The sequence below is a fragment of the Thermodesulfobacterium commune DSM 2178 genome (genome assembly GCF_000734015.1).
In the GTDB taxonomy this organism is placed as follows: domain Bacteria; phylum Desulfobacterota; class Thermodesulfobacteria; order Thermodesulfobacteriales; family Thermodesulfobacteriaceae; genus Thermodesulfobacterium; species Thermodesulfobacterium commune.
The window spans coordinates 1,741,170-1,764,045 of sequence record NZ_CP008796.1 but is presented as its reverse complement, the minus strand read 5'-3'; the positions used below and the strand labels follow the sequence as shown (position 1 = coordinate 1,764,045).

The 22,876-nt window shown below is 40.8% G+C and carries 22 protein-coding genes and 4 pseudogenes; 9 read left to right on the top strand and 17 right to left on the bottom strand.

Translation table 11 applies throughout. The features are described 5' to 3' along the window. Window positions 1-16: 16 nt before the first annotated feature. The 4 genes and pseudogenes from HL41_RS10015 to HL41_RS08840 form a co-directional block, all read left to right on the top strand. Window positions 17-244, top strand: a pseudogene (locus tag HL41_RS10015) (GGDEF domain-containing protein); the annotation flags it as partial. A 39-nt stretch (window positions 245-283) separates the two neighbouring features. After that, window positions 284-1,444: pseudogene (locus HL41_RS08850) on the top strand (4Fe-4S dicluster domain-containing protein); the annotation flags it as partial. A gap of 30 nt (window positions 1,445-1,474) precedes the next feature. Beyond that, window positions 1,475-2,017 carry a 4Fe-4S dicluster domain-containing protein gene (locus HL41_RS08845; RefSeq protein WP_038062933.1) on the top strand — a complete coding sequence of 181 codons (543 nt, stop codon included), beginning with the start codon at window positions 1,475-1,477 and terminating at the stop codon, window positions 2,015-2,017. A gap of 18 nt (window positions 2,018-2,035) precedes the next feature. Further along, complete coding sequence (locus HL41_RS08840) at window positions 2,036-2,938, top strand: CoB--CoM heterodisulfide reductase iron-sulfur subunit B family protein (protein WP_038549335.1); 903 nt, start codon at window positions 2,036-2,038, stop codon at window positions 2,936-2,938. Here the strand turns inward: HL41_RS08840 and HL41_RS09815 are convergent. The 7 genes and pseudogenes from HL41_RS09815 to HL41_RS08805 form a co-directional block, all read right to left on the bottom strand. Further along, window positions 2,915-3,784, bottom strand: a pseudogene (locus HL41_RS09815) (FAD-dependent oxidoreductase); the annotation flags it as partial. The gene HL41_RS08840 and the pseudogene HL41_RS09815 overlap by 24 nt on opposite strands. A 340-nt stretch (window positions 3,785-4,124) precedes the next feature. Then, on the bottom strand, window positions 4,125-5,588 hold the full coding sequence (locus HL41_RS08830) for a Ni/Fe hydrogenase subunit alpha (protein ID WP_038549878.1): 1,464 nt from the start codon (window positions 5,586-5,588) through the stop codon (window positions 4,125-4,127). A 35-nt stretch (window positions 5,589-5,623) separates the two neighbouring features. After that, complete coding sequence (locus HL41_RS08825; RefSeq protein ID WP_038062940.1) at window positions 5,624-6,580, bottom strand: NADH-quinone oxidoreductase subunit B family protein; 957 nt, start codon at window positions 6,578-6,580, stop codon at window positions 5,624-5,626. Window positions 6,581-6,583: 3 nt separating this feature from the next. Further along, window positions 6,584-6,994, bottom strand: a complete 411-nt coding sequence (locus HL41_RS08820) for a hydrogenase iron-sulfur subunit (protein ID WP_156095592.1) — start codon at window positions 6,992-6,994, stop codon at window positions 6,584-6,586. 1 nt (window position 6,995) lies between these two features. Then, window positions 6,996-7,898, bottom strand: coding sequence for a CoB--CoM heterodisulfide reductase iron-sulfur subunit B family protein (locus HL41_RS08815; protein ID WP_038549335.1), 903 nt, complete (start codon window positions 7,896-7,898; stop codon window positions 6,996-6,998). Between the two features lie 18 nt (window positions 7,899-7,916). Next, complete coding sequence (locus HL41_RS08810; protein ID WP_038062933.1) at window positions 7,917-8,459, bottom strand: 4Fe-4S dicluster domain-containing protein; 543 nt, start codon at window positions 8,457-8,459, stop codon at window positions 7,917-7,919. Window positions 8,460-8,477: 18 nt separating this feature from the next. Then, a complete protein-coding gene (locus HL41_RS08805) occupies window positions 8,478-9,176 on the bottom strand; it encodes a 4Fe-4S binding protein (RefSeq protein ID WP_038549875.1) in 699 nt (232 codons plus the stop codon). A 77-nt stretch (window positions 9,177-9,253) separates the two neighbouring features. Here HL41_RS08805 and HL41_RS08800 point away from each other — a divergent pair, with 77 nt between their 5' ends. Next, a complete protein-coding gene (locus HL41_RS08800; protein WP_038549575.1) occupies window positions 9,254-10,459 on the top strand; it encodes an IS256 family transposase in 1,206 nt (401 codons plus the stop codon). Between the two features lie 7 nt (window positions 10,460-10,466). On the opposite strand, the pseudogene HL41_RS08795 reads toward HL41_RS08800, so the two are convergent. Then, window positions 10,467-11,837: pseudogene (locus tag HL41_RS08795) on the bottom strand (FAD-dependent oxidoreductase); the annotation flags it as partial. A gap of 284 nt (window positions 11,838-12,121) precedes the next feature. Between HL41_RS08795 and proC the strand changes: the two are divergent. Further along, a complete protein-coding gene (proC, locus tag HL41_RS08790; RefSeq protein WP_038062007.1) occupies window positions 12,122-12,937 on the top strand; it encodes a pyrroline-5-carboxylate reductase in 816 nt (271 codons plus the stop codon). On the opposite strand, the gene HL41_RS08785 is transcribed toward proC, so the two are convergent. The 6 genes from HL41_RS08785 to HL41_RS08760 are packed head-to-tail and all read right to left on the bottom strand — an operon-like array spanning window position 12,930 to window position 17,446. Beyond that, window positions 12,930-14,009, bottom strand: coding sequence for a serine hydrolase domain-containing protein (locus HL41_RS08785; RefSeq protein ID WP_038062004.1), 1,080 nt, complete (start codon window positions 14,007-14,009; stop codon window positions 12,930-12,932). The genes proC and HL41_RS08785 overlap by 8 nt on opposite strands. Further along, window positions 13,984-14,256 (bottom strand): lipopolysaccharide assembly protein LapA domain-containing protein, encoded by a 273-nt coding sequence (locus HL41_RS08780; protein ID WP_028843164.1) that lies wholly within the window; start codon window positions 14,254-14,256, stop codon window positions 13,984-13,986. The genes HL41_RS08785 and HL41_RS08780 overlap by 26 nt, the downstream gene beginning before the upstream one ends. Then, window positions 14,246-15,118, bottom strand: a complete 873-nt coding sequence (hslO, locus tag HL41_RS08775; protein ID WP_038062002.1) for an Hsp33 family molecular chaperone HslO — start codon at window positions 15,116-15,118, stop codon at window positions 14,246-14,248. The genes HL41_RS08780 and hslO overlap by 11 nt, the downstream gene beginning before the upstream one ends. Then, window positions 15,102-15,977, bottom strand: coding sequence for a dihydroorotate dehydrogenase (locus HL41_RS08770; protein WP_038061999.1), 876 nt, complete (start codon window positions 15,975-15,977; stop codon window positions 15,102-15,104). Before HL41_RS08770 ends, hslO begins: the two co-directional genes overlap by 17 nt. Next, window positions 15,961-16,737, bottom strand: a complete 777-nt coding sequence (locus HL41_RS08765) for a dihydroorotate dehydrogenase electron transfer subunit (protein ID WP_022856141.1) — start codon at window positions 16,735-16,737, stop codon at window positions 15,961-15,963. The genes HL41_RS08770 and HL41_RS08765 overlap by 17 nt, the downstream gene beginning before the upstream one ends. Before the next feature lies 1 nt (window position 16,738). Next, entirely contained in the window at window positions 16,739-17,446 is a 708-nt protein-coding gene (locus HL41_RS08760) for a YkgJ family cysteine cluster protein (protein WP_038061996.1), read from the bottom strand. Window positions 17,447-17,708: 262 nt separating this feature from the next. Between HL41_RS08760 and HL41_RS09205 the strand changes: the two genes are divergently transcribed. From HL41_RS09205 to HL41_RS08745, 3 genes are read left to right on the top strand one after another with little or no spacing between them, the layout of a single operon-like run. Beyond that, window positions 17,709-19,319, top strand: a complete 1,611-nt coding sequence (locus tag HL41_RS09205; protein WP_051754620.1) for a C40 family peptidase — start codon at window positions 17,709-17,711, stop codon at window positions 19,317-19,319. Window positions 19,320-19,360: 41 nt separating this feature from the next. Further along, a complete protein-coding gene (locus tag HL41_RS08750; RefSeq protein ID WP_038061994.1) occupies window positions 19,361-19,738 on the top strand; it encodes a hypothetical protein in 378 nt (125 codons plus the stop codon). Between the two features lie 21 nt (window positions 19,739-19,759). After that, complete coding sequence (locus HL41_RS08745) at window positions 19,760-20,746, top strand: KpsF/GutQ family sugar-phosphate isomerase (protein WP_038061991.1); 987 nt, start codon at window positions 19,760-19,762, stop codon at window positions 20,744-20,746. Here HL41_RS08745 and tmk read toward each other — a convergent pair. From tmk to HL41_RS08730, 3 genes are read right to left on the bottom strand one after another with little or no spacing between them, the layout of a single operon-like run. Then, window positions 20,714-21,892 carry a dTMP kinase gene (tmk, locus tag HL41_RS09200; protein ID WP_051754619.1) on the bottom strand — a complete coding sequence of 393 codons (1,179 nt, stop codon included), beginning with the start codon at window positions 21,890-21,892 and terminating at the stop codon, window positions 20,714-20,716. The two genes, HL41_RS08745 and tmk, sit on opposite strands and share 33 nt — an antisense overlap. A 6-nt stretch (window positions 21,893-21,898) precedes the next feature. After that, window positions 21,899-22,522 (bottom strand): Smr/MutS family protein, encoded by a 624-nt coding sequence (locus tag HL41_RS09195; protein ID WP_051754618.1) that lies wholly within the window; start codon window positions 22,520-22,522, stop codon window positions 21,899-21,901. Between the two features lie 4 nt (window positions 22,523-22,526). Continuing rightward, window positions 22,527-22,874, bottom strand: a complete 348-nt coding sequence (locus tag HL41_RS08730) for an alanine-zipper protein (RefSeq protein ID WP_022856148.1) — start codon at window positions 22,872-22,874, stop codon at window positions 22,527-22,529. Window positions 22,875-22,876: the final 2 nt, after the last annotated feature.

Genomic DNA, 22,876 nt, shown 5'->3' with positions numbered 1-22,876 from the left:
GACCTCCTTTTCTGTTATACTTTTTGACCTCGATAATTTTAAAGTTATTAACGATACTTATGGGCATGATAGGGGAGATTATGTGTTAAAAGAGGTTTCCCGTTTGATAAAAGAAAACATCAGGCAAACCGATTTGCCAGCTCGATGGGGAGGAGAGGAGTTTGTAATCCTTTGTCCTAGGACTATTAAAGAAGAAGCTTTGGTTATAGCTGAAAGAATCAGACAGAGTATAGCGACCTACCCTTTTGAGGAAGTAGGGACACTTGTCAAGAGAATTGTGTCTCCTTATAAGGCAGTGATAGATGCAGACAACTGTTTGTATTTTAAGACTTTGAGAAAGACAGGCAAGACAGCCTGTCAGATCTGTCAGAAGGGTATACCTAGCAAGAACATCGAGGGTTGTCCGGCGGGGGCGATCAACTATGAGGACAAGGATGAGTTTATCAAGGTAAAGGTAGGGGCTGTGATCTTGGCAACAGGTTTTAAACCGATGGAAAAATATCATTTTAAAGAATATTCTCCTAACTGTCCAGATGTGGTTACTGCTATGGAGTTTGAACGTATTCTTTCTCCTACAGGTCCTACGGAGGGGCAGCTTAAAAGACTTTCTGACGGGCAAAAACCAAAGAAAATGGCTTTTATAGCCTGTGTAGGAAGTAGAGACGAAAGATATCATACTTATTGTTCTAAAGTTTGTTGTATGTATATCATGAAACATGCAAGGATTCTCAAAGAGAAGTATCCAGACATAGACCTTTATCTTTTCTTTATAGATGTGAGGACTGCAGGAAAGGATTTTGAGGAATTTTATGTTTACACCAAGAAGCTTGGAGCCAAGGTGATAAGGGGAGGAAGGGTTTCAGCGGTAGATGTAAAACCTGATGGTAAGTTAAGGGTCAGGGCATATGACAACGACCTTTGCAGTCCGGTAGAGGTGGATGTAGACATGGTGGTTTTGGCAACAGCAATTGAGCCAGGTCCAGACACAGAGAAACTTGGAAGGCTTTTTAGTGCCAGTTGTGGTAGGGAAGGATTTATCAGAGAAGTTCACACCAAACTTTATCCAGTAGAAACTTCTGCTAAAGGCGTATTTATCGCAGGATGTGTGCAGGGGCCTAAGGATATTCCAGAATCTATCGCTCAATCAAGGGCTGCTTCTTCTGCGGCGGCAGCTTTGGTATTACCAGGTAAAATCAGGTTTGAAGCTATATCTGCCGAGGTGATAAGGGATAAGTGTAGTAGTTGTGGTGTATGTATACAGCTTTGTCCATATAACGCGATAGTGCTTGAAGAGTATAAAGGGGTTTATAAGGCCAAGGTTGAGCCAGCCCTTTGTGCTGGATGTGGAACCTGTGCAGCAGCTTGTCCTTCCAAAGCCATCGTTTTCCATGGATTTACCACCGAGCAGATAATAGAGCAGATTAGAGCTATAACGGTTGATTAATAAAAGAAAGAAACCAAAGGGGGTAGGATAATGGAGAAGGAAGTGAATGTTATAAAGTTGGATGAGGAGTTTATGAAGGAGTTTTGGGAAGAGCTTGAGGCGATGGGGATGCCTGTTAAGGAGTTGAGGGAGTGTATCCAGTGTGGTAGGTGTGCGGCAACTTGTCCGATGGCGTTAGCTGGGTTGGAGTATTTTATCAAGAGGATAGTGCATGCGAGCATGTTGGGGTTGAAGGAGATATTTTTGGATGATTCATCGGTGTGGGGGTGTCAGAGTTGTAACCGGTGTGTGGAGGTATGTCCGATGGACATTAAGCCATATGAGTTGATACAGGCGATAAGGAGGGTGTGTTTTAGGGAGTATGCGATGCCATCTAACACGATAGATGGTTTGAGGAACTATTATGAGAGGGGGCATGCGGTGATAGTTAAGGGATTTGAGGAGAGGAGGAAGAAGGTGGGGTTACCTGAGATGCCACCTACGGTGATAGGGAATGAGGAGATGAGGAAGAAGTTTCAGGAGGTAATGAAGCAGACAGCGTTAGCAGAGGTAGCACCGTTTCCACTTGACTAAAGAAAAAGGAGGGAAGAGATGAAGAGGGTAGGATTGTTTTTAGGATGTAACATACCGTTGAGGAGGCCGGATATAGAGTATTCGATGAGGTATTTGTTGAAGGAGTTGGGGGTGGAGGTAGTGGATTTAGAGGGAGCGACATGTTGTCCGGCGTTTGGGACGATGCCATCGGTGGATTTAGTGGGGTGGTGTGTGGGATCAGCGTGGAACATGGCGATAGCAGAGGGTAAGGGATTAGAGGTGATGGTAACGGGGTGTGGTAGTTGTTATGGGAGTTTGAATGAGGCGAGATATCACATGGAGAAGCATCCTGAGATAAAGGAGAAGGTTAACGAGATACTGGGAAGTGTGGGTATGAGGTATGAGGGGAAGGTGAAGGTGTACAACATATACAATTATATATATGATTTTATTGGGTTAGAGGAGTTGAGGAAGGCGGTGAAGTATCCGTTGAATGGGATGGTATGTGGGGTGCAGGTAGGGTGTCACAATTTATGGCCGAGCAAGGCGTATCCGGCGAATGATGAGAATACGTTTCAGCCGAGGAGGTTGAGGGAGATATGTGAGGCGTTAGGAGGGGTAGCGCCGTGGTATAGCATGATGACAGATTGTTGTGGTATGGGTGCGTTGGGTAGTTTAGCGAGGGACAAGTCTTGGAGTTTGTTTAAGAAGAAGGCGAGTAAGATGATAGAGGAGATAAATCCTGAGGTATTTGTGACGGGGTGTAGTAGTTGTTTGTTGAGGTTTGACAACGATCAGGCTCAGATGAAGAAGGAGGGGGTAATAGATTTTGAGGTACCGGCGGTGCATGTGGCGCAGTTGGTTGCGTTGGCGTTGGGGGCGGAGCCGGAGAAGGCGGTAGGTTTGGCAGAGGTGCCAGTAGACAAGGTGGTAGAAAAAATAAGAGCAGGAGGTAAGTGATATGGGCACTGCCTGAGGAAATTGTATATAAATAGCCGGTCTCTTATCCAGACCAAGGTTAAACTCGTTTGGAGCCTTGGAAGGACAAATGTTCATACAGTGACCACAACCTGTACACTTATCCCAGTCTACATACCTGGCTTTTTTTCTTATGGTAACTTCAAAGTTACCTACATAACCCTTAACATCTTCTACCTCGGCATAGGTGATAAGTTCGATGTTAGGATGCTGGGCGACCTCGCCCATCTTGGGGGTGAGTATTCAAGCCGAACAGTCCATAGTCGGGAACGTTTTGTCAAGCATAGCCATGTTCCCGCCTATAGAAGGCCTTTTCTCTACCAGATAAACCTTTAAACCCATGTTAGCTAAGTCTAAAGCAGCAAACATACCTGCAATTCCACCACCTACCACCAAAACAGACTTTTCCATAGGTTCAAAACGGTCTTCTAAAGGTTCAGCCAATCTTACCTTAGCTACCGCGCTTTTTATGATCCTTTTAGCCTTGTCTGTAGCCTCTTTAATCTTCCCCCAGTGAGCCCAGGTATTCTGGTCTCTTATGTTAGCTATTTCACAAAAATACTTGTTTAAACCTGCTGACTCTACCGCTGCCCTAAAAATAGGCTCATGAGTTCTTGGAGTACAAGCAGCAACTACCACCCTGTCAACTAAACCCTCTTTAATATCATTCTTGATCAACTCCTGCCCAGGGTCAGAACACATGAAGAAATAATCTCTCACTACTGTCACATCAGGCAATGTTTTGGCAAACTCTACCAACTCCTGGATATTAAGCCCACCTTTAATGTTCTCACCACAATGACATACATAAACCCCAACCTTTGGCATGTCTAACCCCCTTATTTTGATATTCTATTAGTCCCTTCATTATTTATTTATAAAATACTAATAATCAAAGTCAAATAGACTTAAAAGCTTTTTTTCTTATTTTTTCCTTTTTTTATTTAACTTTTCTAAAAAATTTAAACATTTTTATTTGTTTTTTAAAATTTTTACTTTTTATATTTATACAAAACACAGTTTACACATGAAGAGCTATCCTAAATGACACTTTTTGAACAGGTGTATTTGAAAACCTGTCAGTTTTAATTTAAGATTTTAAAAGCAATAGATTAAAAGAAAGTAGGGGGAGATCCCCCTACTTAATTGAGATCAGAAAATTTGAATTTTATTTAAAGTTTCTCAAACTTTTTACCAGCTCTCCGTCCTTGGTGTAGATGTCTATCTGCACAGGCAACTTCCCAGGTAAGGTGTGGGTAGAACAGGCAAGACAAAGGTCATAGGGCCTGTAAGCCATCTCTACCAAGTTTAAAATTCCCTCATCTACCTTTCCTTCCTTGATAAAATTCTCTGCCGCCCTCTTGATCGCTATGTTTATAGACCCTTTGTTGTGGGTGGTTGCAACTATGATGTTTGCGTCAGTTACTATACCCTTACTGTCTGTCTTGTAATGATGAATAAGCGTTCCCCTCGCTGCCTCAACAATCCCTACTCCCTCTCCTAATGCCTCACCTAACTCCTGCCTCACGTCAGGAGCTGTGATACTCTCGTCTGACGCAAGCTCCTTCACCTTCTCCGCACAATGTAACAACTCTATCGCCCTCGCCCAGTGATAACCCAGTATGTTATGCACAGGCTTCCCTCCAAAAAACTCTACCATCTCCTCATACGCCTCCTGCGCACCAGGTGTGTCAAATCCATTCCCCACGTTAAACCTCGCTAGCGGCCCCACACTGTATAAACTCGTTCCCTCTCCATCCACTATCCCCTTCCAACCTAACTTCTTAATGTACGGTGCCTTCTGATAACTCCACGGCAACGTCCTCTCTGCTATCCACTCCAAATACTCCTTACCACTAAACCTACCTATCTCATTACCCTTCGTGTCCACAAACACCTGTGTACCATCATAATAGGTTACCTTCCCAGCCTCATCCACCGTTCCCAAATAATTCGTCACCACCTTGTAAATGTCCCCCTTTATCAACTCCACATACTGAGGATTACTTAACACCAAATCCTTAAACGCCTTAAGCGTAAACTTCCCTAACTCCACACACTCATCCGCATACCTCAGTATCTCCTGCCTTTCCTCCTCCTTCAGCCTCTTGCTCCATCCCCCGGGTATCGCTGCCACTGGATGGCTTGGCCTTCCTCCAAGGATCTCAAAGATCCTAACAGCAGCAAATCTCTTCTTCAAAACATCTCTTCCTACATCAACTCCCACCTTCATAATCAACCCAACCAAGTTCCTCTCTGCTGGAGATGCCGTAGGCCCACAAACAAAATCAGGCAACCCCAACGCATATATGATCTCCATGTGGTCCTCTACATAATGCGCATAATAAAACAACTCCCTCAACTTCCTCGCCGTCTCCGTAGGCTTTACCCCATATACCTCATCTGCGGCCTTCAACGAGGCCATAAAATGAACAGCCCTACATACCCCACAGACGGTACTTACTGTCCTTGGTACCTCCTCTATAGGCATACCTATCAAAAACTTCTCATATCCCATAAACTCTACTACCTGCCAAAAGGCATTGTCCACATTCCCCTTGTCATCCAAAAATATCGTTATCTTCCCATGACCCTCAAGCCTTGTCATGGGATTTATCTCTATCCTCTGCATACCCTTCCCCTCCTCTCTGTTTTTTATCTTCTTACCTACTTTCCAAGCCTCTTCCCTATCATAGACCCTGGCAAACTATACCGGTAAAACAACCTCACAGGGTCCTCTATCCTGTCTACCAACTCCTCGTTTTCCAATGCACTCGCTATCGCACTTATCGCCCTCAAACCATAATCCCTTACCCCTGGTATCGGCCCTCCACATCCCCTACACGGCACGTTCACCTTCAAACAACTCGCTCCACAGTCTCCCTGTGTAACAGGACCTAAACACAAATACCCCGCCTCAAGCAAACATGCCTCCTCCTCTACTCCCCCTTCTATCACCCTCCTAACCTCTAATACAGGCTTCTTCTTCTCCCCCCTCAACACAGGGTTCCTCGAACATACCTCACACACCGCATGCCCCATCGTTATCCAACTACCCCTCGGCGGTAACTTACCCTCTAACAACGCAACCAACGCCGCCTTCACATGCTCATAATGCGGCGGACACCCTCCTATGTAATAATCCACCTCCACCACCTGATCCAACGTTCTGGCCTCCGTCAACTCCGGCAACTCCAACTCATACTTCCCATCTACCACATACTTGGGACTCGGTAACTCCCCTGTAGGATTGTCTGTACTAAACGTATCCCTATACGCCTTCTCCAACAACTCCTGATTACTATACAAATTAACCAAACCCTTGATACCACCTAAACTCGCACATATACCATACGCTATCAACACCTTACACTTCGCCCTCATCACCTTCGCCATATGCTCATGTTCCTTGTTCCTTATGTTACCTGTCAACAAACCCACATCCACCGACCCATCTGGCAATGCCTCAAAATCCTTATACTTCACATCCACAAGTGTAGGCGCAAAAAACACTATGTCCACCGCACTAACCACATCCACCAAAAAATCAGCTAAATCTACCAAACTTATATCACAACCTGCACATCCTCCTGCCAGGTAATATGCTAACTTAGGCTTACTCATCTCCTATACCCCCTTCATTGGATTTGGTCCTAGTTCCCTTACCTTGGCATCCATCTCCGTTATTATGTCCGCAAACTTCTTACCCTCACTACCTGATATCCACTCAAGCCTCACCCTGTCTCCTTCCACTCCCAACTCCTCTAACACCCTCTTCAAAAGCTTAAAACGCCTCAATGCCTTGTAATTACCTGACCGGTAATGACAGTCCCCAGGAGGTCAGCCACCCACTAACACAGCGTCTGCTCCTGTTTTTAAAGCCTCTACTATAAACTCAGGCTCTACCCTACCACTACAGGGAACCCTTACTATATATGCTGTAGGTGGATAACTATATCTTAAACTACCTGCCAGGTCTGCCGCAGCATAGGTACACCAGTTACAAGCTATAACCACTATCTTTGGCTCCCAACTCATATCACTTACCTCCTGCTCTTATTTTTTCTACCACCTTGTCTACTGGCACCTCTGCCAAACCTACCGCCTTCTCCGGCTCCGCCCCCAACGCCAACGCAACCAACTGCGCCACATGCACCGCCGGTACCTCAAAATCTATTACCCCCTCCTTCTTCATCTGAGCCTGATCGTTGTCAAACCTCAACAAACAACTACTACACCCCGTCACAAATACCTCAGGATTTATCTCCTCTATCATCTTACTCGCCTTCTTCTTAAACAAACTCCAAGACTTGTCCCTCGCTAAACTACCCAACGCACCCATACCACAACAATCTGTCATCATGCTATACCACGGCGCTACCCCTCCTAACGCCTCACATATCTCCCTCAACCTCCTCGGCTGAAACGTATTCTCATCATTCGCCGGATACGCCTTGCTCGGCCATAAATTGTGACACCCTACCTGCACCCCACATACCATCCCATTCAACGGATACTTCACCGCCTTCCTCAACTCCTCTAACCCAATAAAATCATATATATAATTGTATATGTTGTACACCTTCACCTTCCCCTCATACCTCATACCCACACTTCCCAGTATCTCGTTAACCTTCTCCTTTATCTCAGGATGCTTCTCCATGTGATATCTCGCCTCATTCAAACTCCCATAACAACTACCACACCCCGTTACCATCACCTCTAATCCCTTACCCTCTGCTATCGCCATGTTCCACGCTGATCCCACACACCACCCCACTAAATCCACCGATGGCATCGTCCCAAACGCCGGACAACATGTCGCTCCCTCTAAATCCACTACCTCCACCCCCAACTCCTTCAACAAATACCTCATCGAATACTCTATATCCGGCCTCCTCAACGGTATGTTACATCCTAAAAACAATCCTACCCTCTTCATCTCTTCCCTCCTTTTTCTTTAGTCAAGTGGAAACGGTGCTACCTCTGCTAACGCTGTCTGCTTCATTACCTCCTGAAACTTCTTCCTCATCTCCTCATTCCCTATCACCGTAGGTGGCATCTCAGGTAACCCCACCTTCTTCCTCCTCTCCTCAAATCCCTTAACTATCACCGCATGCCCCCTCTCATAATAGTTCCTCAAACCATCTATCGTGTTAGATGGCATCGCATACTCCCTAAAACACACCCTCCTTATCGCCTGTATCAACTCATATGGCTTAATGTCCATCGGACATACCTCCACACACCGGTTACAACTCTGACACCCCCACACCGATGAATCATCCAAAAATATCTCCTTCAACCCCAACATGCTCGCATGCACTATCCTCTTGATAAAATACTCCAACCCAGCTAACGCCATCGGACAAGTTGCCGCACACCTACCACACTGGATACACTCCCTCAACTCCTTAACAGGCATCCCCATCGCCTCAAGCTCTTCCCAAAACTCCTTCATAAACTCCTCGTCTAACTTTATAACATTCACTTCCTTCTCCATTATCCTACCCCCTTTGGTTTATAGATTTGGATAGTCTTCCACTATGGCCTCTATTTGCGCAAGCACTTGTTCGGTAGAGAATCCATGAAAGATGATAGCCTTAGAAGGACAAGCTGCTGCACAGGTTCCACATCCAGCACAAAGGGCTGGCTCAACCTTGGCCTTATAAACCCCGTTATACTCCTCAAGCACTATCGCGTTATATGGACAAAGCTGTACACATACCCCACAACTACTACACTTATCCCTTATCACCTCGGCAGCTATAGCCTCAAACTTAATCTTCCCTGGGATAACGGTTGCGGCTGCTGAAGCAGCTGCTGCTTTAGCTTGAGAAACAGAATCAGGAATGTCCTTAGGTCCCTGTACACAACCGCAGACAAAAACACCTTTAGAAGCGGTATCTACTGGATAAAGTTTGGTGTGAACTTCTCTGATAAATCCTTCCCTACCACAACTTGCACTAAAAAGCCTTCCAAGTTTCTCTGTGTCTGGACCTGGCTCAATTGCTGTTGCCAAAACCACCATGTCTACATCCACCTCTACCGGACTGCAAAGGTCGTTGTCATATGCCCTGACCCTTAACTTACCATCAGGTTTTACATCTACCGCTGAAACCCTTCCTCCCCTTATTACCTTGGCTCCAAGTTGTTTGGTAGAAACATAAAAGGGAGTAGAATATAAATTGTGTCTTTTAATAAAATATTTTAGAGGCATAATAAAAATTTTTAATATTTTTTAAATTAATGATAACATAAAACCTAAAAGACTAAACTAACCAGGAGGTCTGTAAAATGGAAAACTTAGACTTAGATTTAGAAAAAGTTTTAAGTGAAATCTCAAAAATTGAATCAAAAGAGGGTATCAAAATGGCTGCTGCACTCCTCTTAAACGCTCTCATGAAAAAAGAAAGAGAAATATTCCTTAGAGATAGTATTGATAATAAAGCTAATGGTTACTATGAAAGACAACTTGCCTGTTTCTTAGGTAACCTTGGTATCTCTGTCCCAAGAGATAGAAAATCTGAATTCAGACCTGCTATTCTTCCTCCTGAATGGCAAAAAGCTGATGAATCCTTCCAGGACTTTATCCTTAACCTCGTTCTCCAAAGCTACTCCCCCAATAAAATCAAAGCCCTCTTGCAATCTATGAAACTCCCCTACTCCCCAGAACAAATAGAAGAAATTAAAGAAGAATTGTATAACCAAGCCAAAGAATTAAAAACCAAAGAATTGCCAGAAAATTTGTTTGCTATGTTTATAGACGCTTATCATACTCAGATAAAAGATACCGAAGCCAACAGAATCAGAAAAGCAGTTATTTATAATATCATCGGGATAGATATGGAGGGAAGAAAAAATTTACTTTCTTATTACATTTATTTTGGTTCAGAGACGAAGGAGGACTGGCTCCAGATACTTAATGATTTGATAAAGAGGGGAGTTAAGAGGGTTATGGTAATAGTGAGTGATGATTTTCCTGGCCTTACTCAAGCCATAAAAGCCCTCTTTCCTGAGACAGATCATCAGCTTTGTTTTGTACACATGCAAAGGAACATCAACAGGAACATGTCTAAGCAGGATGCTAAAAAATTTTATGAGGAGTTAAGCATTATAAAGAGGATAGAGGAGTATGAGAGGGCCTTAAATAGATTTGAGGAATTATGTAAGAGTTATGAGAAGAAGTATCCAGCTTATATAAAGGGACTTTTGAAAAAGAAGGAGCATTATTTTGTTTATAAGAAATATCCTGAGGGGGTGAGGAGGTATATATACACGACGAATGTGGTTGAGAATATAAATAGCAGGATAGAGCTGATAAGGGTAAATACAGGGGGATATTTTCAATCAATCAAGACAGCAGAGGTTGCGATATACATAACAGTAAGTCGGATTCAGAAAACGAGATGGCAAAAACCACTTCCTTTAATTAAGTCTGCTTTATACGAATTGAGGCAAATGTTTGTAAAGAGATTTTATAAGGAGACACAATTCTCTTGACAAGTGTCACATAAAACTCTTCGAAATCCTTTCCTGCAGTCCTCACGTCTATGAAGAAAAGATATAGGTCTATGTCTGGATACTTCTCTTTGAGAATCTTGGCATGCTTAAACATATACATACAACAAACCTTTGAACAATAACTGTGATGTCTTTCATCTCTGCTTCCTACACAAGAGATGAAGGCTAATTTTTTGGGCTTTTGCCCGTCAGAAAGTCTTTTAAGCTGCCCTTCCGTAGGCCCTGTAGCAGAAATAAGTCTTTCAAACTCAAGGGCAGTAAGAACATCAGGACAATTAGGGGAGTATTCCTTAAAATGATGTTTGTCCATAACCTTAAACCCTGTAGCCAGTATTACAGCCCCTACCTTTACCTTGATAAACTCATCCTTGTCCTCATAGTTGATCGCCCCCGCCGGACAACCCTCGATGTTCTTGCTAGGTATACCCTTCTGACAGATCTGACAGGCTGTCTTACCTGTCTTTCTCAAAGTCTTAAAATACAAACAGTTGTCTGCGTCTATCACCGCCTTCTTAGGCACTGCCTGTGGAAACTCTATGTAAATGGCTGGTCTTTTATCCAAACCAAGGTTAAACTCGTTTGGAGCCTTGGAAGGACAAATGTTCATACAGTGACCACAACCTGTGCACTTATCCCAGTCTACATATCTGGCTTTTTTCCTGATGGTAACCTCAAAGTTTCCTACATAACCCTTAACATCTTCTACCTCGGCATAGGTGATAAGTTCGATGTTAGGATGCTGGGCAACCTCAACCATCTTTGGGGTTAAGATACAAGCTGAACAGTCCATCGTAGGAAAGGTCTTGTCAAGCTTGGCCATAACCCCACCGATAGAAGGCTGTTTTTCTACCAGATAAACCTTTAAACCTATCGTTGCCAGGTCTAAAGCAGCAAAGATACCTGCGATCCCACCTCCTACCACCAAAACCGACTTTTCTGCATCCTGAAAGCGATCTTCTAAAGGCTCTGCCAATCTTACCTTAGCCACCGCACTGGCAACAAGCCTTTTAGCCTTTTTGGTAGCCCCCTCTTTATCATGCCAATGAGCCCAGCTATCCTGGTCTCTTATGTTAGCCATCTCACAAAAATATTTGTTCAAACCAGTTGACTCAACAGCTACCCTAAAGATAGCCTCATGAGTCCTTGGAGTACAAGCAGCAACCACAACCCTGTCAACCAGCCCTTCTTTAATATCATTCTTGATCAACTCTTGCCCAGGGTCAGAACACATAAACTGATAGTCCCTCACAACCACTACATCAGGTAAGGTCTTAGCAAACTCTACTACTTCCTGGATATTAACCGCACCCTTAATGTTTTCTCCACAATGACATACATATACACCTACCTTAGGCATTTTACCCCTCCTTTTGATAATAGTATTATTTTTAAGTTAAGTTTTTATTACAATTTCAATACTAAGTCAAATAGATTTTTTCAATATAAAATATACGTTTTATTTGCAATAAGTAATAAAAATTTATATTTAAAAAATAAATAAAATTTGTCTTGATATATTAAATTTTGTCAATAAAAAATATATTTTGAATAAGTTAACCCTTTTACGATTTCATCTTTACAGAAAAATTTTTGGTGTTTATAATAGATTCCAAACAAAAGACCAAAGCGGAGGAAGGATAGATGGCTACGATAGGTTTTATCGGCGGGGGAATGATGGCAGAGGCTATCATCAAAGGATTGTTAGACAAAGGACTTTTTAGTCCAGAAAACATTTTTGTTTCTGAACCGGTGGCAGAAAGACGCGAATACCTGAGCTCTACCTATAAAGTCCACACCGTAGACCAAAATGAAAAGGTTTTAAAAGGTTGTGCAAAAATAATTTTGGCGGTAAAACCGCAGGTAATGAAAAAAGTTTTGGAAGAGATAAAAGAACATATCGATATAGAAAAGCATCTTTTAATTACCATCGCTGCAGGACTTCCGATCAGTTTTTACGAAAAATTATTACCTCAAGGGACAAGACTCATCAGGGTTATGCCGAATACCTGTGCCATCGTGCATAAAAGCATAAGTGCTTTAACCAAGGGAAGCTTTGCTACTGAAGAGGACTTAACTTCGGCAGAAAAGCTTTTTTCTGCCATAGGTGAAACGGTGGTGGTAGGAGAAGAGCTGATTGATGCAGTAACTGCTCTTTCAGGAAGTGGACCTGCTTATGTAGCTTTGTTTATAGAGTCTTTAGTAGACGGAGGGGTAAGAGCAGGTTTGCCAAGGCCTCTGGCAGAAAAGCTGGCCCTGGCAACTGTTGTAGGCTCGGTAGAAATGATGAAAAAACTAAAAAAGAACCCCTATGAAATCAAAGCCATGGTAACCTCTCCTGCCGGAACCACCATAACCGCTTTAGAGGTTTTTTACCAAAAGGGATTTCCTGGAACAGTAATCGAGGCCATATATAAGGCTTACCTAAGAAGTAAAGAACTAAGCGAAGCTTTCAGTTAAGGGCTTCCATAACCTGTTGATGAAAATAATGCCTAAAATCCCTTATTTTTAGGTTGTCCCTGGTAGGATGCACCCTGTTTGACAAAAGTACGATGATAATTCCCTGGTCAAAGTCTATCAAAAAGGAGGTCCCGGTAAAACCGGTGTGTCTCAAAGTATTAGGAGAAATTTTATCCTTCAAAATTTCTTTTTCCTTAGGATTGGGCAACATAAAACCTAAGGCATATTCAGAATTTTTTTCCCTAAAATTTACAAAAGTTCTTAAATGCTCAGAAAAAACCGATTCCTCTTGTTGATAAGCCTTTAGCAAAAATTCTAAAACATCAAGAACTCCGTAGATGTTACCAAATAGCCCTGCTACCCCAGAAACCCCACCCAAAGCCCGGGTGTTTTCGTCTTCAACAACTCCTCTCAATAGTTTTTTACCCCAGGGGCAAACAGAGGTAGGGGCTATATATTCCTGGTCTATTCCTTTTTTTAGAGGATTAAAACCTATAAAAGACTTTTTTCCTAAAGAAATTCTTTTTTTAGCCTGTTCAAAGATTTTTTCTAAAGGTTCTCCAGATAAGTTTTCTAAGAGATAGGTTAACATAAAGTAACCAAGGTCTGAATATAAGCTTTTCTCCCCAGGAGTATATTCCAAAGGCATTTCTTCTATTTTTCTTATTATATATTCTAAGGGCTTTTCTGGTCTTTTTTCTAAAATTTCCTGATAAAAAGGGTACCATGCTTTGAGACCTGAGGTATGGTTAAAAAAACGATAAACGGGAATTTCAGAAAGAGGAGGTTTAAGGTCCAGGTAATTTTTTACAGGAGAAAAAAGGTCTGCTATCTTGGAGTTTTTAGCTAAACAATCTAAAAATCCCAACACCAAGGCTAAAGGCTTGGTAAGGGAGGCAAGGTCAAAGATGGTGTTTTCTTCTACAGGTTCGGTATATGGGGTTAAAGCCTGATAACCAGCCCCAACTATGTATCGCCTCTGTTGATAGTAAACCCCTGCAACTGCACCAGGGAAAACCTCTTTTTTTACCCCTTCGTTTAAAAGCTCAAAGAGTCTGTTCAGGATTTTCATGTTTTTCTTCAACCTTTTTCTGCAGTTTTCTTATCTCAAGTTTTAGCTTTATCATCTGGGTAATCGAAACCATAATTCCAAAAAGTACCCCTAAAATAAAACTTATGATGATGACTAAGGCTAAAGGGATGTTTTCCAAAGTAACCCCAGGGAAAATATGTAGATTAACCTTTGGGTCTATGTTAAAAACTACAAAGAAAACCAACAACAATATCAAAACCAACCAGAGTATCAACCTAAGAAACATCCATAACCTCCTTTAAAAGTTCTTTAACCCTTTCCAAGGAAATATGATAAGTTTTCTTACAAAATTCACAGGTAACAGAGACAGGCTTTCCTTCTTTTAAAAAACCCTCAAGTTCTCCTCTTCCCATGGCTATCAAAACCTCTTCTACCCTTTTTTCAGAACAGGTACATCTCCAGGCTAAAGGCCTTTTTTCTAATATTTGAAGGTTTGGGAAAATCATCTGTAAAATCTCTTCTGGGGTTTTACCTGAAGATAAAAGTGAGGTAACAGGAGGGAAATTTTTAAGTTTAGCCTCTATTTCTTCTAATTCAGACTCGGTTGCCTCTGGCAGTTTTTGGACCAAAAAACCACCTGCAGCAAGGATGGTTCCGTCTCTATCAACCAAAACCCCCAAACTTACGGCAGATGGGATTTGTTCAGAAACGGTTAAATAATAAGCCAAGTCTTCGGCAATTTCTCCTGAAATCAGTTCTACAGACCCATAATAAGGCTCTTTCAACCCTAAATCTTTTACCACAGAGATAAAACCTTTTTTTCCAACCGCAAGCCCAACAGGAAGTTTTCGGTTGATAGGGTCTATATAAACGTGAGGATTTTGTACCGTTCCCCTTAAAAATCCCTGATAATCACCTTCTGCTAAAATCTCACCGAGTGGACCGTCTCCCTTGATCTGCAAAAGGACCTTACCTATCTTCAGGTCAGCAGAAAGTAAAGCCACCCCTGCTAAAGCCCTTCCCAACGCAGCTGAAGCCACAGGGCTTAACCCTTGCAGACGACGAGCTTCCTCTACTATCTCTTTACAACAAACCGCATAGACCCTAAAATTTTTATCTACAGGTAACCCTCTAACCAAATAAGCCATGTTTCTTTTTTAGCTCCTCCATCTCTTGAATTATTTTTACAGCAGAAGTGGGGTCTATCAAGTTGGCAACCCCTATTTGAAAGGCTTTAGCACCGCAAACCAAGTATTCTAAAGCATCCTTTCCAGAAAGGATGCCTCCGCTACCTATGATAGGGAGTTTAACCTTTTGGGCAAGTTCGTATACCAACCTTAAGGTTAAAGGTTTTATGGCAGGACCTGAGAGACCTCCTTTGATAACCTTTAAAGGTGCTAAACCTATCACCCCTAAAGCAGGATAAGTATTGGCTACTACTAAAGCATCTACCCCTTCTTTTTCACAGATTTCGGCTATTTCATAAACTGGACCTACAGGAGAAAGCTTTACTGCTAAAAACCTTTCCCAAACCTTTCTGACCTCTTTTACCAGGGTTTTAACCCCCTTTGGGTCAGAGGAAAAGGCTAGACCACCCTTCTTAACGTTAGGGCATGAGATGTTAAGCTCTATACCATCTACCTTTTCTTCCTTAAAACCTTCAGCAAGGGCTACAAAGTCCTCTACTTCCTCTCCGTGAAGGTTAATGATGAGTGGCACCTCGTAAGAAAGAAGCTTAGGGAGATAGTCTTTTTTAAAGACCTCTAAACCCGGGTTTTCAAGCCCTATGGAATTGATCAATCCACAAGGAGTTTCATAAAGACGAGGAGGGGGGTTGCCTTTCTTAGGAAAACGAGAGATTCCTTTAGAAACAAAAGCACCTATGTTAGATTTAATTTCTTCCTTAGTAAGATAGAGGTCTAAGTTTTCTCCAAGGCCCCAGGTACCTGAAGCCAGCATAAGAGGTGTTTTAAGTTCGAGATTCCTGATTTTAAGATAGGGCCTCAAAGTCAATCTCCTCTGCTAAAAGAGTAGGGCCCTCTATACAAAGATGAGCATAATTTCCGTTTTTAAGCGGAATTACACAGCCTTTACAAAAACCTGTACCACAAGAAAGAAAGGTTTCCATAGTAAGATAGGCCTTTACCCCAAAACTTTGGGCTATTTTTGCTACTGCTTTTAACATAGGCAAAGGACCACAGGCAAGCACGTCTACCTTGTTTTTTTCTAAATACTTTATCAAAGGTTCGGTAATCAACCCTTTATAGCCTTGTGAGCCGTCTTCTGTGGCTATCTCTACCTTAGTACCGATACCCTCTAAAAAGGGATAACAAACCAGGTCTTCTGCTGTACGAGCCCCATAAAAAATTTTCTTGGGTAACACATAGGGATGGGTTTTTCTTTTTATGCTTTCTAAAAGATAGATAAAACCTGCTATTCCTATGCCTCCTGCACAGATTACATAGTTTTCAAGCTTAGGAAAGGGTTTCCCAAGGGGACCTAAAAACTCAATCTTATTTCCTGGTTGAACCAAAGACAAAGCTTTGGTCCCTTTTCCCACTACCTGGTAAAGCACGTAAAAACTATTCTTTTTTACATCATGTATGGTAAAAGGCCTGGGAATAAGAGGGTCAATCCTTTCGTTAATTTTGATTTTGACAAATTGCCCTGGGTTAAAACTAAAGATTATATCTAAATCTGTTTTTACCCTCAAAAGATAAACGTTCTGAGAAAGAGGAAGGTTTTTTATAACCTCGCCTTGATACATGTTAAAAAATTTCCTCTAAAAAGGAAAGAGATTTTTTGTCTCTAAATTTTTCTCTTAGTTCTTGTAAAACTTCTCTAAAACTTTTTTCTTCTGTTACATGGGTCCGATAAAGTGTGCCTACCCAGGACCTAAGGTCTTTTTCCTCAGGGAGGACGGGTAACTCGTCCACATCTACGTTAGAAAGAAGATAAGGAGGCACTTCCTCTACTTGCCCCTCCTTATAATCCTTTAAAAACTTTAAAAGATCAAAAAGATTCCCATAAAGCCCCCCAATGTCTATATTTTCAGCTAACTGTAAAGCAAGGGTCCCAACGTAAAACAAAAAAGGAGGTAAAGATGCCTCTCCCTGTTCACAGCTTTTGGTTGAAGCCATTATCCTGCACATAAGAGGTCGATAAGGATAAACCATACAAAGTCCTTTTTCGTCTAAAAAAGGACACGTAGACAAATGAGGGGGATAATCCTCTAAAGGGGGCTCTGTACCTTGAAGATAGCAAAGGAGGGTCTGGTTATGGGTAATCTTTGGCCTTGGATAATTTTGGAGATGCGAGACCCTGGTTAAAACCTCGGGACTAATCTTTTCTAACAGATGGTAAGCCTCTAAAGAAGTAGCATAAATACGCTGTGTGCAGCAAAGGTTACAACCTGGTTTACAAAAAAGATCCCAGGCTTGATAGGTGTTTTCTAAGTGTTCATAAAGTTTTTTCAATAATTCTAATTTGGTAGCAACCTCAAAATCTAAGAAAACGTTAATCTTTAGAACCTCCTAATCTATTTATTTTAAATTTTATACAGATTTTGTTAAAACACAACTACTAGACAACCTAAAAAAAGCTTAAAAAAGATAAAAAAAATAATTTTTACGCTTTTAAAACCCAAAAATCTTTAAAAAGAACTTTTTTTAAAATTTTACTTGACTTTTGCCAATTTTTTGGTATTTTTCTTATAAAACTTTTTAAAAAATCTTTGCCATGTCAAAACAGTACAAATCTAAAATATTTCAAAATCCTTTTTTAGCCATATTATGGGTTGTTTGTTGTTTTTTTCTTTTTGGTGCCTATCAAGTTGATGCAAAAACCAAAACTACCTCTAAAAAACCTTCAAAAACTAAAAAGTCAGCCTCGTTAAAAGCTGTTAAAACTTCTAACAAACCCATTACCTATAAAATTCAAAAAGGAGACACCCTTTACAGTATCGCTAAAAAGTTTGGGATCTCGGTAGAAGACCTTAAAAGAATTAATCAGCTTAAAAATCATCAATTAAAACCTGGACAAACCATAAAGATTGTTGCTACCCAACCTATCTCAGAAGCAAAAACCGCTCCTTCCTCAAAAAACTTAATACAAACCTCCTTACCCGAAAGTCCTTCTGTTTATGTAGTAAAAAAGGGAGATACCCTTTTTAGCATCGCTAAAAAGTTTGGAGTCTCAGTAGAAGAACTAAAAAGAATAAACCAGCTATCAGACCATTCTTTAAAGGTAGGACAATCGTTGATAGTAAAAATTCCTTCTAACAAACCTATAGAATTTTTAGAACAAAAAACTGTAGAAAGTTCCCAACAAGAGGTTTCACAAAAAGTGGATTCACAACCACCACAGATTATCTCCCCAGAGGTTGACTCACCAAGGGTTATCTCAACTGAGGTTGTCTCTGCTACTCCCAAGAAGGTAGGACAAAAAGAGAAAATTCAATGGATAACCTATAAGGTAAAAAAGGGGGACACCCTTTTTAGCATCGCTAAAAAGTTTGGAGTTTCGGTAGAAGAACTAAAAAGAATTAATCATCTAAGTCATACTAAATTAAGAGTAGGCAAGGTAATTAAGGTAAAAGAAAAAAGGGTTTTAGTCCAGGAAAAAGTTAACCTACCCAAGATAGAAGCTCCTTCAGGCACAGGTTTTATCTGGCATAAGGTTAAAGAAGGAGAAACTTTATACAACATCTCTTTAAGGTATGGTATACCTATCGAGGATATTAAAAAACTAAACAACCTTGAAGACAACGTAATCTTTGTGGGGCAGGCCTTAAAGATCCCCACCTATGATGATGAACCTTTTGTGTTAGAAAACCCTGCGGTTGCCTTTCAAGAAAAAACAAAATCTCACAGCTTTTCTGATTTCTTTTTAAACAGATCTTTCTTAGACCAAGAGGATGAAAAACGATTGCAAGACAAGTTTATTGAGATAGCCAAACAATATGAGGATTATCGTTATAAGTTAGGAGGTAATGGCAACGGATATATGGACTGTTCTATGTTTGTAAAAAAGGTGTTTGAGAGTTTAGGAATAGCACTTCCGAGAACCTCAAGAGAACAGTTTTGGATAGGGGTTTCCGTGTCTAAAGATGAACTTATTCCCGGGGATTTACTATTCTTTGCTAAAAACAGAAGGCCTGAGAGTATAAACCATGTAGGTATTTACATAGGAAACAACCGTTTTATGCATTTTTCCTCTACTAAAAAGGGGCTTGCTGTAGATTCCTTAGACAGCAACTATTTCAGAAACCGGTTCGTTGGGGCCAAAAGGGTACTTAAAAACTCTGTCTTGTTCAACCTTTCCTCTTTTTCTGAAGATATAGGGTCTTAAACCAGGTTGCATTTTTAAGGATTTGTTTTACATTAAAACTCATGGAGAATCAAGATAAAGTGATCAGTCTTGAAGATTGGATAGACCTTTTTTGGCAATTTCAAGAAGAAGACATAAAATATTTTCAAAACCTTGTATCTACCCAAAAGTCATTTGAACCTGAAGAGATCTTGAAAAACATAAAAGAACGGGTCAATATGCGAAAAGTTTTTTACCAGTTTTACAAACACCTTTCGAAAAAAGATTTTTCTTCAGATCCCTCAGGAGAAATAGAGCAAAAATTAAGTGCTCTTTTCTATCGAGAAGAAATGATTACCAGGATGATAAACAAAGTTTTAGAACTTCTTTCTATAATGGTAGGGGTTGAAGAACAAAAAATACTTTTTGAAGTCCCGATAAACCCTCCTGTTTTTCATTAAAAATTCACCTGAGGTTTACACATGTTAAAAGAAAGAGAGATTTTAGAAAAAGCTAAAAGTGTGTTAGAAACTGAAAAATTAGGGATAGAAGAAGTTATAAAGAATCTTGATAGCTCCTTTGTAAAAGCGGTAGATATCATCTTACAAACTAAAGGAAGAATAGTAGTTACAGGGGTAGGAAAAAGTGGTATTATAGGAAGGAAAATTGCAGCTACCCTTTCTTCTACCGGAACTCCGGCTTTCTTTCTTCATCCTGTAGAGGCTTTACATGGAGACCTTGGGATGGTAACCCCTGAAGATGTGGTCCTTGCCCTTTCTTATTCAGGGAATACCCTTGAGGTTTGTGAGTTGGTAGCCATACTAAAAAAAAGAAACATAAAAATCATCAGTATTACAGGAAATTTAGATAGCCGGTTAGCCCAGCTTTCAGACGTGGTGATTAACGGAAGGGTACCCAAAGAGGCTTGTCCCTTTAACTTAGCTCCTACCACCAGCACTACCGCTTGTTTAGCCTTAGGTGATGCCCTAGCTATTTGCCTGTTTGAAATCAAGGGCTTAGGGTCTGAAGATTTCAGGAAAAATCATCCTGGAGGTTCTTTAGGGGAAAGGCTTAAGGTTAAGGTTAAAGAAATAATGCTTACCGGTGAAAACATTCCTAAGGTATTACAAGGTACCTTTTTAAAGGAAGCCATAAAAGAAATAGATCAAAAAAGGCTGGGATGCGTGTTAGTCGTAAACCAATTTAATGCTCTTACAGGTATCATCACCGACGGAGATTTAAGAAGGATTTTTTTAAAGTATGGCTCTATAGATAATCTTAAAGTAGAAGAAGTAATGACCAAAAACCCTAAAACCATACAAGAAAATGCCTTAGCTTACGAAGCCTTAGAAATGATGGAAAAACATCTGATTACGGTTTTACCGGTTGTGGACTTTGACGGAAAACTTACCGGGATTTTACATCTTCACGACATTTTAGGAAAGGGAACTTTTAAATTTACGGTGTAAAGTTTCTATCAAATAATTCAGGTTTTCCTCTAAAGGTTTTGTGGCATCTAATTTTACGTGATTAAACCAAGGAAGGATTTTTAAGTAGTTTTCTCTTACTTTGGTTAAAAACTCGGTTTTTTCAAAAAACGTAAGGTTGTCTCTGGTAGAGTTAAGCCTTTTTAAGGCCTCATCTATCGTTAGGTCTAAGTAAACTACCAAGTCTGGCAAAGGAGCGATGGTCTCGTTTTTTATAAAAAGGCTTTTTAAGTCAAACCCTTGAGCTCCTTGATAGGAGAGAGTAGAAAGATAATATCTGTCTAAAACTATCCAAGCTCCTTCCTTAAGCTTAGGTAAAATAAAATTTTTTACGTTCCATTCCCGGTCTTTCAAAAAAAGTTGTTTAATCTCTAACGGATGGGCCTCTCTTTGTTGCAGCTTTTCGCGTAAAACTTTACCATAAGGGCCTTGAGAAGTAGGTTCGCATCCCCAAAAAACTGAAACTCCCTGATCCTCTAAAGCTTTTACCAAAAGCTTACTAACGGTGGTTTTACCTGCTCCATCTATCCCCTCAAAAACTATCAACTTACCCTTTCTTTTGAACTCTATTTTCAGTCTTTCTTCCAGAAAATCTCGGTTCTCAGTGGTTACTTCACACCTTAAAGCTGGTTCAAAGGAAAAAACCTTTTTTAAAAAAGGTGTTTCTCCTTTGCCTACGGTTGCAAGTAAAAAACAAGAAGAACCTAAGAGCTTTTCTATAAAATGACAAAAACTCTTAGATAAAGCTTCCATCTTTCCTACTTCATCTATCACCCAAAAAACCTGAGCCCCGTCTATCAAATCTTTCTTATACTCTTCCAGAAGTGTTTCTAACCCCTCTAAAAACACCGCATATTTTCCTACAGTATGGTAAGTGTTTATAGACTCTGAGGGATTAACAAGGTCTTTTCTTTTGGCAAGGAGAAATTCTTTAGAAAGAAAAGGATCGATGATTTTAAAACCTTTTCTCTTGCTGTTTTCTCTGATTTCTTTGGTAAAAAAACCTCTTATTTTAAACGGAAGGTTTATTTTTGATAAATATTTAGTCAACTTTTCGACTAAGGTAGTTTTGCCTACTCCAGGATCACCGGTGACAAAAAGTTTTGACCTTGGACCTTGTAAAAACATAAAACACTACGACTTTTTAGACTTTTTGATAGGTTTTGAAGATAAGAGGACGTAGGTTGCCCCTAACCCTCCATCACAAGGTCTGGCAGAACAAAAAGCCATAACATATTTTCTAAAAGGTCCCCTTTCAAGCCATTCTTTAACCTTGGTTTTAAGCACCGGCTCTTTTTTAGAAGAAAGGCCTCTTCCGTGGATGATAAGCACGCAATTATCACCGTTTATAATGGCCTCCCTCAAAAACTCTTCGAACGCGATTTTGGCCTCCTCTACAAACATCCCTCTCAAGTTTAAGGTTTTTTTAACAGAAAACCTTCCTTCTCTTAATTCATACACTAAACTTTTGTAAGTCTTGGAAAAACCACCTTCTATGTATTCTGAAGTGAGCCAAACCTTAAGGTCTATTCTTTTAGGAGGCCAATCCTTTTTAAGGTCCCAGAATGGTTTTTTAGGGGTAAAAAACCAAAGAAAGTTTTTTTCCTTAAGAGGTTTGGCCCTGCTAACCACCTCAGACCAGTCCTTTTCCTCGCAAAAAGAGGGTTTTTCCAAAAGCAAGGGATCGTTTAACTTTAACTTTTTTCGGGGAATACTTATACCAAAGTATTCCCCGAGTGCTTCAAAAGGACGCTGCATAACCTTACTTTTTTAATCCTTTTTCAAAAACTCTTTCGCATTTTTTGGCAGCTGCCTCTGCCTTTTGTGCAGCTTCTTCAGCTTTGTTTGCCGCTTCTATTGCTTTTTGAGAAGCTTGCTTGGCCTCTGCTGTATCAACCTTGAGGTTGTCAACTTGAGACTTAAGACTTTCTACCTGAAGCTTTAAAGCTTTTAACTCATCCTCTACCTTCTTTACACACTCTGGACAAGCTGGTGGTTGTGGTGCAGGTTGAGCTACTGCCTTCTCTGGAGCTTCGATAGGGCAGCTACAACCAAAAGCTAACAACCCAGCAGAAACGATACCTAAAAACTTAACCCATCTCTTTTTCATCA